At 37.8% G+C, this 15,121-nt stretch carries 15 protein-coding genes; 11 read left to right on the forward strand and 4 right to left on the reverse strand.

The features are described 5' to 3' along the window. The first annotated feature begins 162 nt into the window (after positions 1-162). Positions 163-459 (forward strand): hypothetical protein, encoded by a 297-nt coding sequence (locus CWB72_RS18800; RefSeq protein ID WP_138634604.1) that lies wholly within the window; start codon positions 163-165, stop codon positions 457-459. A gap of 62 nt (positions 460-521) precedes the next feature. On the opposite strand, the gene CWB72_RS18805 is transcribed toward CWB72_RS18800, so the two are convergent. Together CWB72_RS18805 and CWB72_RS18810 are read right to left on the reverse strand one after the other, a co-directional pair. Next, entirely contained in the window at positions 522-971 is a 450-nt protein-coding gene (locus tag CWB72_RS18805; protein WP_138568449.1) for a DUF3010 family protein, read from the reverse strand. A gap of 62 nt (positions 972-1,033) precedes the next feature. Next, positions 1,034-2,026, reverse strand: a complete 993-nt coding sequence (locus CWB72_RS18810) for an endonuclease/exonuclease/phosphatase family protein (protein WP_138634607.1) — start codon at positions 2,024-2,026, stop codon at positions 1,034-1,036. Between the two features lie 221 nt (positions 2,027-2,247). On the opposite strand from CWB72_RS18810, the gene thrS reads away from it, so the two are divergent. The 4 genes from thrS to rplT all read left to right on the forward strand — a co-directional run bounded on the left by thrS (position 2,248) and on the right by rplT (position 5,536). Beyond that, entirely contained in the window at positions 2,248-4,158 is a 1,911-nt protein-coding gene (gene thrS, locus CWB72_RS18815) for a threonine--tRNA ligase (protein ID WP_138568447.1), read from the forward strand. A gap of 58 nt (positions 4,159-4,216) precedes the next feature. After that, positions 4,217-4,783 (forward strand): translation initiation factor IF-3, encoded by a 567-nt coding sequence (infC, locus tag CWB72_RS18820; protein ID WP_138634609.1) that lies wholly within the window; start codon positions 4,217-4,219, stop codon positions 4,781-4,783. Positions 4,784-4,960: 177 nt separating this feature from the next. After that, positions 4,961-5,161: a 50S ribosomal protein L35 gene (gene rpmI / locus CWB72_RS18825; RefSeq protein ID WP_023398350.1), complete on the forward strand. Its 201-nt coding sequence runs from the start codon at positions 4,961-4,963 to the stop codon at positions 5,159-5,161. A 15-nt stretch (positions 5,162-5,176) separates the two neighbouring features. Next, the gene (gene rplT, locus CWB72_RS18830; RefSeq protein ID WP_130255772.1) at positions 5,177-5,536 is read left to right on the forward strand and encodes a 50S ribosomal protein L20; all 360 of its coding nucleotides are present in this window, start codon (positions 5,177-5,179) and stop codon (positions 5,534-5,536) included. Positions 5,537-5,586: 50 nt separating this feature from the next. Here rplT and CWB72_RS18835 read toward each other — a convergent pair whose 3' ends face one another. Beyond that, the gene (locus CWB72_RS18835; RefSeq protein WP_138634612.1) at positions 5,587-6,411 is read right to left on the reverse strand and encodes an SDR family oxidoreductase; all 825 of its coding nucleotides are present in this window, start codon (positions 6,409-6,411) and stop codon (positions 5,587-5,589) included. A gap of 147 nt (positions 6,412-6,558) precedes the next feature. Here CWB72_RS18835 and CWB72_RS18840 point away from each other — a divergent pair, with 147 nt between their 5' ends. The 6 genes from CWB72_RS18840 to CWB72_RS18865 all read left to right on the forward strand — a co-directional run bounded on the left by CWB72_RS18840 (position 6,559) and on the right by CWB72_RS18865 (position 13,258). Further along, positions 6,559-8,361: a M14 family metallopeptidase gene (locus CWB72_RS18840; protein ID WP_138634615.1), complete on the forward strand. Its 1,803-nt coding sequence runs from the start codon at positions 6,559-6,561 to the stop codon at positions 8,359-8,361. A gap of 3 nt (positions 8,362-8,364) precedes the next feature. Next, positions 8,365-9,006 carry an MBL fold metallo-hydrolase gene (locus CWB72_RS18845; RefSeq protein WP_138634618.1) on the forward strand — a complete coding sequence of 214 codons (642 nt, stop codon included), beginning with the start codon at positions 8,365-8,367 and terminating at the stop codon, positions 9,004-9,006. A 66-nt stretch (positions 9,007-9,072) separates the two neighbouring features. After that, entirely contained in the window at positions 9,073-9,531 is a 459-nt protein-coding gene (locus CWB72_RS18850; protein ID WP_058029847.1) for an Lrp/AsnC family transcriptional regulator, read from the forward strand. 132 nt (positions 9,532-9,663) lie between these two features. Further along, the gene (locus CWB72_RS18855; RefSeq protein ID WP_138634621.1) at positions 9,664-11,220 is read left to right on the forward strand and encodes a SulP family inorganic anion transporter; all 1,557 of its coding nucleotides are present in this window, start codon (positions 9,664-9,666) and stop codon (positions 11,218-11,220) included. A 144-nt stretch (positions 11,221-11,364) separates the two neighbouring features. Beyond that, positions 11,365-12,441, forward strand: a complete 1,077-nt coding sequence (locus tag CWB72_RS18860) for a sensor histidine kinase (RefSeq protein ID WP_130255767.1) — start codon at positions 11,365-11,367, stop codon at positions 12,439-12,441. Then, the gene (locus CWB72_RS18865) at positions 12,434-13,258 is read left to right on the forward strand and encodes a LytR/AlgR family response regulator transcription factor (protein WP_138634624.1); all 825 of its coding nucleotides are present in this window, start codon (positions 12,434-12,436) and stop codon (positions 13,256-13,258) included. Before CWB72_RS18860 ends, CWB72_RS18865 begins: the two co-directional genes overlap by 8 nt. A gap of 57 nt (positions 13,259-13,315) precedes the next feature. Here CWB72_RS18865 and pyk read toward each other — a convergent pair whose 3' ends face one another. Further along, complete coding sequence (gene pyk, locus CWB72_RS18870) at positions 13,316-14,749, reverse strand: pyruvate kinase (protein ID WP_138568441.1); 1,434 nt, start codon at positions 14,747-14,749, stop codon at positions 13,316-13,318. Positions 14,750-15,121: the final 372 nt, after the last annotated feature.

Here is a 15,121-nt window from a genome sequence, read left to right on the forward strand (position 1 = left end):
ACTTTTAGTGGGTAACACCAAAATCACTATAAGATATGACCAAAGGCGTATTGAAGATTTCATTTACTTGATCAAAGCTAAAGACATGTGGAGCTTTGTGTTAAATAGTTAACACACATATATAAGATATTCACGGCCTAATTGAAATCCTAGAGGTGTGCTATGGAAAAGCAGCAGAGACAAGATATTTTAACTTTAAGTTGGTCAATTCATGATCAGGTTGAAGAAGCTATCAGGACGCACCCTGCAAGTCGTGCTGATGACAATTGGCAAGAAAAACAACGTTTGCTTATGGCGGATATAGCTTTGCATTTATTGCAAACAGCATTAAAGCCGGGTGAGTTACAAAAAGAAAAGTTAGTAAATAACTTAAATGCAATTCTGACGTTGAGTGATGACTATATAGATAATGTGGATTTAAGGAAAGTGTCGGATTCTTTATATGAAACACATAAATAAACCGATATTCAGTGAGATAAATATCCGGCTTGATATCGCCGGATATTTAGTGAGTCTGCTCTTTATAGCTCTTCAGGGCGGTATGTTTTCATCATGATATAAACGTATGCATTAACAAATGCCGTTTCTTGATATTTTTTAAGCCCAGTTTCTTCAAAGTCGATTGGTAAAGGGTTACGCTTCAATTGTTCTTTAATTTCAGTTGCAGATAAAATTTTAACATCTACATCTTTTATTAATTGAATGGCAGCTTCGATTTTGAAACCTGTTGCACTACCTGCAAACTTACCCTTTGGTGCGCGTTGCTTTATAGCAACAGAGTCAATTTGGTAATCTTCTAATAATTTTGCAAAATCAAATTGGAATTTGCGCATATCTTCAGTGTCTTGGCCAACTTGTCCAAGGGTAAAACGTGTTTGACGTACGTCACGAATATCAAAAACGTCTTCTTCTTTTGTCAGCAAGCATAAAAGTACTTCACTGCCTGTGATTTCAACACCACATGTTCTCATAATCTTTCCAATATATTGAAACTTGTTGGTAATTATAACGATGAGTGGAATAAAGCAAAAGCTTAAACTGATAAATCGATCATGATGGCGGCATGATCTGAATAACGAATGTCTTCACCGTCTCTTTGCGTGGTTAAGTGTCCATCAAAAGTAGTGTAATTTAATTCTTTAATTACACAGTTATCATGAACAGGATCGAAGTGTTGAGATAGTAAAATATAATCTAATACATTACCTTTACCACGATAAAAGTGTGTTGCTGGTTTCTGTTTTCCTTCCATTGCTTGTTGTGAAAGTGTGTAACTATCAATTAAGCCACTTTCAGAAGGAACGTCTTTGAACGAATGATCATTTGCTATATTAAAAGGTAACAAACTGGCATGTTCAAGGTTATGATTAAAGTCACCTAAAACGACAACAGGCATATTTTGATTATTGGTCATCACATCATGCATGATTATAGAGGCTTCTAAAGAGCGATCTTGGCTGTTTCTAAGTAATGCAAAAGATTGTTCGTAGTAGTGACGAAGTTTTGGTTCTGCATTGATTTGCTCGAATAGGTTGCCATCAGTGATAAGGCGCTGTGATTTTAAATGGACCACATAAAAACTGACAAAGCCAACGTCTGGCAGGTTTATCTTGCACTTGATTGGTGTCCGATTAAAACCAAAAGGTGTTTGATGACCAAAATAATCGAGCAAGTCCTTATTTGGCAGCAGACAATTTAAAGATTCAATTGGGTATTTAGAAGCGATTGCAACAACCGGTGAATACAGTACATCGGGTTTTAACGCTTCATGTTTTACAGCCGAAACGGCAGAGAAATAGGGGAGGCCTTTCTCTTTACAAATCTCTTTTAGTTCCTTGACTGAAAACACTTCTTGAAAGGCAACCACGGTTGGCGACATATGAGCCAATAATTCAGAAATAAATAAAGTTTTAGATTGCCACTGGCTGTGTGTGTAGCCTTCAAATTCAGAATAAAAGCGATAAGGCGGCGCTGCAAAATTAAGCAGATTTAACGTAGCAATTTTTATAGATTTTTGTTCAGGCATTTAAAATTTCATTTATTCATCGATTTACAGAGTTAATTTTAGTCTTTCCCTTGAATTTAGTCACTGTGAAGGCCAAAATAAGCTTCGCTTAAAATCCTTAGTTAACTTAGTAAATAAGTTCATCAATGCTTATTCGTAAAAGCGTTGTAAAAGGTACTCACTTTTTTAATTTTAATACACGTGATACTTGGTAGGTGTCACCACTGTAAATAGGAATTATCATGCCTGTAATTACGCTTCCTGACGGCAGTCAGCGTGCTTTCGAAAACCCAGTAACAACATTAGAAGTAGCTCAAGATATCGGTCCTGGTCTTGCAAAGGCAACCATCGCTGGCCGAGTGAATGGTGAAAGAGTTGATGCATGTGATTTAATCTCTGAAGATGCAAATCTACAAATCATCACAGCAAAAGATGAAGACGGCTTGGAAATTATCCGTCACTCATGCGCACACTTAATTGGTCATGCAATTAAACAGCTTTTCCCTGATGTAAAAATGGCGATTGGTCCGACTATCGACAATGGTTTTTACTACGACATCGATTTAGATCGTTCATTAACTCAAGAAGATCTAGATGCAATTGAAAAGCGCATGCTTGAGCTTGCTAAAACGAATTACGACGTTGTTAAGAAAACAGTCACTTGGCAAGAAGCAAGAGACACTTTTGAAGCACGCGGTGAGACTTACAAAATTGAAATCCTAGATGAAAATATTTCTAAGGATGACAAACCAGGTCTTTATCATCATGAAGAATATGTAGACATGTGTCGCGGTCCTCACGTGCCAAACATGAAGTTCTGTCAACACTTCAAGATCATGAAAGTAGCTGGCGCGTATTGGCGTGGTAACTCTGATAACAAGATGCTACAGCGTATATATGGTACAGCTTGGGCTGATAAAAAACAGCTAAAAGCTTATTTGAAGCGCCTTGAAGAAGCAGAAAAGCGTGACCATCGTAAAATTGGTAAAGCATTAGACCTATGGCACTGGCAAGAAGAAGCGCCTGGTATGGTATTTTGGCACAATGATGGTTGGACAGTTTATAAAACTGTCGAAGACTATATGCGCGACCAATTGGTTAAATTTGGTTACGAAGAAGTGCGAGCTCCCTTAATTCTTGATGTAGGTATGTGGGAAAAGTCTGGTCACTGGGATAAGTACGGGGACATGATTTTCTCAACTGAATCAGAAAAACGTACTTATGCTGTAAAACCAATGAATTGCCCAGGGCATCTGCAAATCTTTAACCAAGGCCTTAAATCTTATCGCGATCTTCCATACAGAATGGCGGAGTTTGGTCTGGTTCACAGAAATGAGCCATCTGGTTCATTGCATGGCTTGATGCGTGTTCGTTCGTTTACGCAAGATGATGCACACGTTTTTTGTACTGAAGAACAAATTCTTCAAGAAGTGTCAGCATGTATCGAAATGGTATTTGACACATATAAGACATTTGGTTTCGACGAAATTGACATCAAACTATCAACTCGACCTGAACAACGTGTAGGCTCTGATGAAATTTGGGATAAAGCTGAGAAGTCTCTCGAAGAAGCACTTGAAGCTAATAACCTTAAATATGAACTTCAACCAGGTGAAGGTGCATTCTACGGTCCGAAGATTGAGTTTACTCTTCACGATTGCTTAGGTCGCGCGTGGCAATGTGGCACAATCCAGCTTGATTTCTCTATGCCTGGACGCTTAGGTGCTACATATGTTGGTGAAGATGGCGAAAGAAAGACACCTGTTATGATCCACCGTGCAATTTTAGGTTCATTAGAACGTTTCATCGGTATATTAACAGAAGAATATGCAGGTCTTTTCCCAACTTGGTTAGCGCCAAAGCAAGTGGTGATCATGAATATCACCGATAAACAAGCTGATTATGTGCAAGAAATTGTGCAAAAATTAAATAAACTTGGAATTAGAGCTTGTGCTGACTTGAGAAATGAGAAGATTGGCTTTAAAATTCGCGAGCATACTTTAAAACGTATTCCGTATTTACTTGTTGTTGGTGACAAAGAAGTTGAACAGCAAGAAGTTGCGGTTAGAACACGCAAAGGTGAAGACCTTGGCAAGTTCTCGGTTGATGACTTTATCGCAAAGGTAAGCGAAGAGATTAAAGACCGTAAATAAAACTATGGCGTGTAGCTAACAAAAATATATTAAGCTACACGCTTTATCTTTTGATTTTTTGGAGGAACGTACCATTAGAGGCGGCAAAAAAGGGCAACCAACAGCTCAAAAACAACATCGTATTAACGAAGAAATCACAGCGAGAGAAGTTCGCTTAACAGGCGTTGAAGGCCAGGAACCAAGTATTGTTTCGTTAAGAGAAGCTCAAGCTATTGCTGATGAACTAGGTGTAGATTTAGTAGAAATTAGTCCAAATGCTGAACCGCCAGTTTGTAAGGTGATGGATTACGGTAAGTTCCTTTTCGAAAAAGCAAAAGTACAAAAAGAACAAAAGAAAAAGCAGAAGCAGATCCAAATTAAAGAGATTAAGTTCCGTCCGGGCACTGACTCTGGTGACTATAATGTGAAACTTCGCAGTCTGAGAAAATTCTTAGAGGGTGGAGATAAAGCTAAAGTTACAATCCGCTTCCGTGGCCGTGAGATGGCTCACCAAGATATTGGTCTAGATTTACTAAACCGTGTTAAAGCTGATTTAGAAGATATCGCAACAGTAGAGTCTTTCCCAAATCGTGTTGAAGGTCGTCAAATGATTATGATGTTGGCACCTGTTGCTAAAAAAGCATAAACACGGCATAATACGCTCCGATTTTGAACTAGGTCACAAATGCTTAGGCTACCTAGTTCAACTGGTCTGTAAAAAGTAGATTAATTTCTCACCAGAACTTAGGTTGTAATAAGGCTCTACAAGTGGTTTATCCCGCCTTGTTACATTGATTAGCGCAATACATTTGGAGTTATTGCAATGGCTTACAAGCTAAAAACACACAGAGGCGCAGCTAAGCGTTTCAAAAAGACTGCTTCAGGCGGTTACAAGCGTAAACAGTCGCATCTTCGTCACATTCTGACTAAGAAATCTTCAAAGCGTAAACTACACCTTCGTGCTAAGTCTATGGTTCATAAGAATGACCTAGGCCTAATCGATCGTATGTTACCATTCGCTTAATAGAGGATATCAGAAATGGCAAGAGTTAAACGCGGTGTTATCGCACGTGCACGTCACAAAAAAGTATTAAAGCAAGCTAAAGGTTACTACGGAGCACGTTCACGTGTTTACCGCGTAGCATTCCAAGCAGTAACTAAAGCAGGTCAATACGCTTACCGTGACCGTCGTGCTAAGAAACGTACTTTCCGTCAACTATGGATTGCACGTATCAACGCAGCTTCACGTCAGAATGGCCTTTCTTATAGCCGTTTCATCAATGGCCTTAAAAAGTCATCTGTTGAAATCGATCGTAAGATTTTAGCTGATATCGCAGTATATGACCAAGTAGCTTTCGCAGCTTTAGTTGCTAAAGCAAAAGAAGGCCTATCTGCTTAATAAGTCTTGAACTTATTGATTTAAAAGGAGCCAATGGCTCCTTTTTTAGTTTAACGATTCTTTATTAAAATTTTATCAAGTAATCTAGTACTTAATATTCTTCGCATCACGCCCATAAAGTAGGTTGGGAATGTCACGTAGTAGCGCGGCTTAGGCTTTTCTGCATTCATTGCATGCAAAAGTTTTTCAAGAACAGCTTCAGGACCTAGGGTAAATTTTTGTGGTGCAGTTTGACTTTCAAGTCTGTTTAACTGCGCACGATAATTATCACTATGTGCACTTTGTTCAATACTGATATTTTTGATAAAAGCCTGTTTCGCATTATCTCTAAATTTAGAAGCAATCGGTCCTGGTTCAATTAAGCTAATGTGGATATTTGTATCTGCTAATTCCATTCGTAATGTATCTGTCAGCCCTTCTAACGCAAACTTACTGGCATTGTATGCACCTCGATAAGGTAGGGCTACAAAACCTAACACGGATGAATTGTGAATAATTCGACCATGTCCCGTTGAACGCATATGTTTAATTGCCAAATTTGTGAGGTGGTGCCAAGCAAAAAAGTTGACTTCAAATTGTGCGCGTAAAGTATCTGTTTCCAAGTCTTCTACTGCGCCGGGTTGTCCATAAGCACCATTGTTAAACAATACATCTAACTGCCCATCACACATATCAAGTGCTTTTTTAAAGCCTTGGTCTATGCTTGTCTGGTCCGCTAGATCTAATTTAATACAGGTTAAACCTTGTTCTGAGAGCCGCTCAACATCTTCATTCTTACGGCAAGTAGCTATGACTTTATAACCTGATTTCTGTAGTTCTTTTGCACAGTGATAACCGATACCGGTAGAGCAGCCCGTGATCAAGATTGATTTCATTTTGTTATTTCGCTGTATTAAGATAGATAAAAAATGCCAAATATGTCATTTGCTGCATTTTTTTGTTGAATCACCGCACATTCTAAATTGGTTTGTAAAAGATTGATATAATTCATCTAACTTATAAATTATTAATGAGTCTTTTACATGTTTGCAAACGTTATTATGTTATCCACTATGTTGAGTATGAATGGTCATTTACCACCATTAATTCCTTGGCAAGGGAAAAGTTTGCAACTTATTCAAAATTCTGGTCCTTTAACGACAGACTTTGAACTAAGTGACGGTGAAGCATCGCCGACTTATGAAGACACTATGAAATTTGTTGATAGGTTGATTGCAGCAAACCCAACCCAGTTTAGCAGTACAACAATTGGTGAGAGTTTTGGCAAGCGTGAAATCAAAATGATAGTTGCAAGCGAAAATGGTCAATTTTCTGCAAATATGATTAAAAGCAATGGTAAGCCAACAATTTTAATTCAAGCTGGTATCCACTCAGGTGAAATTGATGGTAAAGATGCTGGTTTTATGCTGTTACGCGATATTGCAACTGGTAAACGCAGAGACCTCCTTTCTAAAGCAAATATTTTGTTTATTCCAATATTGAATGTAGATGGTCACGAGCGTCGTAGTAAATTTAATAGGATTAATCAAAGAGGCCCAATTGAAATGGGTTTCAGAACTAATGGTAATAACCTGAATTTAAATCGTGATTACACGAAAGTTGATACGCCTGAAGTCAAAGCCGTTTTACAAGTCATCAATTCATATAATCCTGATTTATATGTTGATGTACATGTTACTGACGGCGCAGATTATCAATACGATATTACATATGGCTATACACCAGCATTTGCAAGTGAATCTCCGAAAATAGCATCAGTTTTAGAAGAAAAATTCCAACCCCATATAGACAATACTTTATCTCAACAAGGACATACTCCTGGACCATTGGTTTTCGTAATGAACAAACGAGAGTTCAAAGAAGGGTTAGTTGGTTGGATTGCCGCTCCTAGATTCTCTAATGGCTGGGGAGATATTGCCAATGTTCCCAGTATTTTAGTAGAAAATCATTCACTTAAACCATACAAGCAAAGAGTATTAGGCACATATGTATTATTAGATGGAGCGATTGACGCTTTGTCGATTCACCACCAGGCTTTGAAGGCTGCTACCATGGCTGAGCAAGTGACTCCAAGAGAACTTGTTGTTGAAAGGCGATACGCAAAGGAGCCAAATTATATCCCTTTTAAGGGGATTAAGTATAAAAGGTTTGAAAGTGCTTTGTCTGGTCAAACAGAAGTAAAGTATCTCGGTGAAGCACAAACTTATCAGAAACTACCAATTTACTGGAAAAAAGAGATTGTTAATAAAGTCACGGTGCCAGACGCATTTTATATTCCAAGTACATATAGCTTTATCGTTGATAAATTGAAGATACAGGGTATTGAAATTGATTTGATAACAACCGCAGAACCAGTTAGTAATATTAAACAAGCCGAGGTTAGTGACTATAAATTTGATCGATTACCATTTGAAAGCCGCTTCAGAGTTAAAGCAGAATTCAATTATTTGAGTGTTGATCCTAAAAACCTAGAAGGGTGGTATAAAGTTTCAACTGAGCAAGGTAGAGGTAAGTTAGCCACACATTTATTGCATCCAGAAGCACCTGATTCATTTTTTGCATGGGGTGACTTTCAAACTATATTCCAAAGAACCGAGTATGTTGAAAATTATGCATTAGTACCTTATGCCCGTTCAATGTTAAAAGATAATCCTAAACTTGCATTGGAGTTTGATAAGAAGCTAAGAGAAGACAAAAACTTTGAATCAGACCCTAAAGCACGTTTAAATTGGTTGTATTCAAAAACGCCATATTATGATCAAGGTTACTTAAAATACCCAATTTTGATGCAATATAAACCAAAGCAACTAGAAGTAGAGAAATAAACAGTGAAAGTCGTTACCAAGCCTGTCACTGCATTTATGCAAAATACGCGTTTCATTACTTGTGAAGAAACCGGTGATACAGCAATACTCGATCCCGGTGGAGATGCACATTTATTATTAGATCACATAGCTAGTAATAATCTTACAGTTAAGTGTGTTTTGTTAACGCATGGTCATCTTGATCATGTTGGTGCAAGTGTAGAATTAGCAAGCAAACTTGATATTCAAATTATTGGTCCAACGGAAGAAGAGCGTTTTTGGTTTGATGCTTTGCCGATGCAATCGCAGATGTTTGGATTTGCTCCTCATGAAGTGTTTTACCCAGATCGTTGGTTAGAACATGGTGAAGTTTTTAATTTAGGTAATTTAAACTTTGAGGTAAGACATTGTCCAGGGCATACGCCAGGCCACATTGTTTTTTATGAAGCAAGCAAACAAGTTGTATTTGTAGGTGATGTATTATTCAAAGGCTCGGTTGGTAGAACTGACTTTCCGAAAGGAAACAGTGAGCAATTAAAAACCTCAATCAAAACACAGCTTTTTACCTTACCAGATGACGTAAAAGTTTTTTCTGGGCATGGACCAAATACTTCAATTGGTTATGAGAAGGCACATAATCCTTTTATGAGTGGCCGATTCGGCTAAAACGCACTAAAATTTAATCTATTAAAGAGAATAAAATTCTCATAATTTTAAGAGAACGTATTAAATATGTCTTTAAATCAAGTTGACAGACAAATATTGGCCTTAATCCAACAGGATGCAAGTTTATCAACAGCAGAGATTGCAGATAAAGTTGGCCTTTCACAATCACCATGCTGGCGCAGAATTGCAAAGCTAGAGCAAGATGGCTACATCAAAGGTAAAGTTGCTTTGCTAGATGACAAAAAGCTCGGCTTTGATATGTTGGTTTATGCCAACGTTAGATTGTCAAACCACGGCCGAAATAACCTTGCCGAGTTTGAAGAGCTAATTTTAAGCTATGACGAAGTGACAGAATGTTACACTATGGCGGGTACTATGGATTTCATGCTCAGAATCATTTCAAAAGGCATCGATGGCTACGAGCGCTTCGTCCGTGATAATTTACTTAATTTGGAATATGTTCAAGAAGTACATTCAAATGTAACTATGACGTGTGTAAAGAGAACAACGGCTTTACCACTTTAAAACCTCTGTCACGTATTTCGACTACACTTATCTGATGTAGTCAGTTTGTTAAAAGCGCTGGTTTTCGCTATAATCCAGCGCTTTTCTGTTCATAATTATTATAAATACACATCTAACACATCGAGGAAATGAATGTTTAATCTAATAGGCAAAGCGCCAAGCTCTGCTAAAAACGATATCCTTTCCGGCTTAACTGTTGCATTAGCACTGGTTCCTGAAGCTGTAGCATTCGCATTTGTTGCGCATGTTGATCCCTTAGTTGGCCTATATGCGGCCTTTATCGTCGGCTTAATCACCTCTATTTTTGGTGGTCGTCCAGGCATGATCTCAGGTGCAACGGGTGCGTTAGCTGTTGTTATGGTGAGCTTGGTAATTGAGCATGGTGTTGAATATTTATTCGCTACCGTTTTATTAATGGGTGTGTTGCAAATATTGGCGGGCATATTTAAGCTCGGTAAATTTATTCGAATGGTTCCACACCCAGTGATGTTGGGTTTCGTTAATGGTTTGGCGATTGTTATCTTCTTAGCCCAATTAGGTCAGTTTAAAGTAATGGACGGCAATGGTCAGCTTCAATGGATGCAAGGCTCAGAACTTTATGTTATGGGTGGTCTTGTTGCTTTAACAATGGCGATCATTCATTTTCTACCTAAACTTACAACAGCCATTCCATCATCGCTTGCTGCTATTTTAGTAGTGACTGGCCTAGTGATTGGTTTAGACCTAGAATCTCGCACTGTACTTGATTACTTAAAAGACATGTCAGGCGATTTGAATGCAACAATTGCTGGTGGATTCCCTCAGTTCCATATCCCGGCTGTACCATTTAATTTCGAAACTTTCAAAATTATCTTCCCGTATGCACTTGTATTAGCAGCAATTGGCCTGATTGAATCGCTTCTAACTTTAACACTAATTGATGAAATTACAGAAACGCGCGGTAATTCAAACAAAGAGTGTGTTGGTCAAGGTGCTGCAAACGTAACTTGTGGTGTGTTTGGCGCAATGGGTGGTTGTGCCATGATTGGTCAATCAATGATCAACATTAATTCAGGTGGTCGAAGCCGTTTATCTGGAATTACAGCAGCTGTATTACTGTTATGTTTCATTTTGTTTGCTGCAAGTTTAATTGAGATGATCCCTCTAGCAGCTCTGGTTGGTGTGATGTTTATGGTTGTTTTAGGTACTTTTGAATGGTCTAGTTTTAGATTAATGAAAAGAATCCCTAAGACAGATGCATTCGTGATAGTACTAGTATCAGGTGTTACTGTTGTTACAGATCTCGCGGTTGCAGTCTGTGTTGGTGTAATTGTTTCAGCACTGGTATTCGCTTGGGAACATGCAAAGCATATTTATACAAACAACTACATTGATGAACAAGGCTCAAAAGTCTATGAGCTGCATGGCCCATTATTCTTTGGTTCAGTCAAAAACTTTGCTGAGCTTTTTGATGTTAATAATGATCCACAAGATGTAATTATAGAGTTCAAATATAGTCGAGTAGCAGATCACAGCGCTATTGAAGCAATTGATAGCCTAGCTGAGCGTTATAAAAAAGCGGGTAAAAAATTACATTTACGTCACTTGAGTCCAGACTGTATTGAGTTACTTAACAAAGCAAAAGATTTAGTCGAAGTAAATGTTATTGAAGATCCTAAATATAAGGTTGCTTCAGACAAACTTGCATAAAAATTTAGTTAATTAAGATAAAAGGGCACTAAGGAGTGCCCTTTTTATTTTGCGTTAAGGCGATGGTATTTTGAGTTCGGCAACAGTGCCATCAAGAAACACATTTCGTATAATTTTGTTAGTGAATAGGAGGTTTTTAATCCATTGAAATGGCAAGCTTTAGTCGATAATCGACAACGATTCTTTTGGGTGCTTCAAGTTGCAGGCTGGATTGGTTATGCACTTGTTAATTACATAGGCTCGAAAGTATTTGAAATGCGAGATATATATGTATTCGTCATTGTATTGAATGCTTATGCTGGTTGTTTGATGACGGTACCCCTTCGTTACTTATATAGAAAGGTCTGGAACTCTAAGCCTTGGGTTCTTATTCTTGTTGTATTCAGTGCGTCATATTTTACAGGTACGTTATGGTCTGTTGTTCAAAAGTTTAATCTATGGGAAATTTATCGCCATGGCTATAGGCCAACAGAATGGTTTTATTATTTTCAACAAGGTCTAGATTCTGTATATATTGTACTTTGTTGGAGTGGTTTATACTTTGGCATAAAATATTATCAATTACTTCAGAGTGAACGTCAAAAAGCACTTAAAGCGAATACTATGGCGCATGAAGCGCAGCTTAAAATGCTTCGTTACCAACTTAACCCACATTTCTTATTTAATACACTTAATGCTATATCAACGTTGATTCTTGTAGAAGAAAATAAAGACGCAAACCAAATGGTCGCTAGGCTAAGTGAGTTCTTACGTTATACACTTAATACAGATCCAATAAAAAAGGTACCTCTAGAACAAGAGATACATGCTTTAAATTTATATCTCGAAATTGAAAAAGTTCGTTTTGATGAACGCTTATCCATAGATGTAGATATGACGGATGAAGCAAGACAAGCATTAGTACCAAGCTTAATTTTACAACCGCTGATTGAAAATTCGATAAAATATGCCATCGCACATATGTCGGAAGGCGGAAAGTTAGAGATAAAAGCGCAAGTTTTTGCTAATGAATTACTATTGGAAGTGGGTGATAATGGTCCAGGAGCTGAGCTAGAAAATGGCAAACTATTAAATGCTTCAGGAGTCGGAATTGCGAACACTCAAGATAGATTAAAAACATTATACGAAAATAATTACTCGTTTGCGCTATCGCATAATATTCCAAACGGGCTGAAAGTTAATATACGCGTTCCATACGAGAAGGCAGATTGTAATGAGTAGAATTAAAACATTAATCGTAGATGATGAACCTTTAGCTAGAAAAGGCTTAGCTGTTCGTCTTCAAGAATTTGAACAAATAGAAGTTGTTGATTTATGTCCGACAGGTGAGGCTGCAATTAAAGTCTGTAATGATAAAGACATCGATCTTTTATTTCTTGATATTCAAATGCCAGGCATGAATGGCTTTGAAGTAGCAAAATCTTTAAGTCAAAAAGCAGGTCCTATGCCTGCAGTTGTATTTGTAACAGCTTTTGATCAATATGCTGTTCAAGCATTCGAAATACATGCCCTCGATTATATTTTGAAACCCGTAGATGACAACAGATTAGAGCAGGCGGTGGAAAAAGTGCAAACCTATCTAAAAACACAGCAAGATAATGCCCATAAAAAGAAATTAGCCAGTTTCGTTGCTGGAATAACAGGAAATAATTGTGAAGAAATTCTAAAGAAGCTTGCTACAGGCGACACTTTAGAAGATAAGAAATATCCCGAATCACTTGCCGTTAAAGAGCAGGGCGAAATTATCAGAGTTACGACTTCATCAATTCAATGGGTTGATGCTGCAGGTGATTATATGTGCTTGCATTGTAGTGATGGTAAAACCCATATTCTACGTAAAACCATGAAGGAGTTGGAGCAAGAACTAGATCCTGCATTGTTTGTCCGTGTTCATCGATCGGCAATAGTTAATACCAAACAAATTAGTAAATTAGTAACGCAAACAAGTGGTGAGTATTTATTGGTATTAGATAACGGACAGGAGCTCAAAGTAAGTAGAAGTTATCGAGACAAGGTTAAAGCTGCGCTTGCAAGCTGAATAATGAATTTGCACTTTTAAGAAAAGAGCTAAGCGTGATGCTTAGCTCTTTTTAAATTAAACGGTGATAATTTTCATTGTATTTGTAGCACCAACAGTTTCCATTTTGTCGCCATGTGTTAAGATAACGGTATCACCTTTTTCTAAAGAACCTCTAGCTACAAGTGTTTCTAAAGCGTCTTTGATCATACATTCTTGGTCGTGTTTTGTAGAGTCAAAGTACACAGGATACACACCGCGATATAAAGCAGTTTGACCTAAGGTTGAAGCATGTCGAGATAACGAGTAAATAGGGTGAACTGAACTGATACGAGACATAAGTTTTGCAGTCTTTCCTGACTCTGTTAAGGTCACAATTGCTTTAACGCTTTCTAGGTGATTAGCAGCATACATTGCAGATAAAGCTAAAGTTTCAGACGTGTCAGCAAACATACTATCTAGACGGTGCTTTGATACATGCGCTTCAGGTTGTGATTCTGCGCCTAAACATACTCGAGCCATTGTTGCGACTGTTTCTTCTGGGTAATCACCAGCCGCTGTTTCGGCAGAAAGCATAACAGCATCAGTACCATCTAATACGGCATTTGCAACGTCCATAACCTCAGCTCGAGTCGGCATAGGATTATCAATCATTGACTCCATCATTTGCGTTGCCGTTACAACTGTACGATTTAATGAACGAGCACGGCTAATAATAAGTTTTTGCTTACCAACTAACGCTGCATCACCAATCTCAACACCTAAATCACCACGTGCGACCATAACGGCATCTGATGCTAAAACAATGTCATCAATAGCTTCAACTGTATCCACTGCTTCAGCTCGTTCAATCTTTGCAAGTAATTGTGCATTTGAACCTGCTTTTTCAGCTAAAGAGCGTACATAACGCATATCATCACCACTGCGAGGAAATGAAACTGCGATATAGTCAACACCAATTTCAGTAGCAGTAATTAAATCTTCTTTATCTTTATCAGTGAATGCTGGGGCTGTAAGGCCACCTCCTAAACGATTAATACCTTTATTATTTGATAAGACTCCACCGACAGTAACAGTCGTTTGTACCAATGCACCTTCTACAGAGTCAACAGTTAGTTGAATTAAACCATCATTTAAAAGCAATAAATCACCTTGTTTAACATCTTGAGGTAATTCTTTATAGTCAATACCAACAGCCTCAACGGTGCCTTGTCCTTTTTCCATTTCTGCATCAAGTGTGAACTTGGCACCCACATCTAAATTTACTTTACCGTCTTTAAAAGTTGATACTCTGATCTTTGGGCCTTGCAGGTCAGCAAGTATAGCAACATGTTTGTTTAATTTAGCAGCGATTTCTCTTACTGCTTCAGCTCTATCTTTATGATCTTGAGCAACACCATGAGAAAAGTTAAGACGTACTACATTAGCACCGGCTTTAATGATTTTTTCTAGGTTATTATCGCGGTCTGTGGCTGGTCCAAGGGTAGCTACAATTTTTGTGCGTCTAAGCATCAGGGTCTCCTGTAGGCCTTTTTATAGGTAGATATGTTTTTAAACGTAAGTATTCGTAAAAAATGAGCAGAAATTGCCTAAATATTGAATAAAAACGCAATAGATGTTGAAAGAATCTGTATTAGCTCTTTTTAACATCGTCATTAAGTTATATGATCTATATGTCATCATTATGACACCGGTGTCAGTGTGCGTCAATCACAACATTTTGGTGTCTATATACATATTAGTTTGTTGAACATTAATCAATGTTAAGCATATTTAAGTGCATTAAACATTGCCTGTTCTTAACCCCGTAACGAATTAGTGTGCTGATAGACAAATTTTGAAGCGTAGTAAATTGGTATCTTGCCTAGCTAAGACATATAATAT

Source organism: Pseudoalteromonas phenolica, from assembly GCF_005886345.1.
Classification (GTDB): Bacteria; Pseudomonadota; Gammaproteobacteria; order Enterobacterales; family Alteromonadaceae; genus Pseudoalteromonas; species Pseudoalteromonas phenolica_A.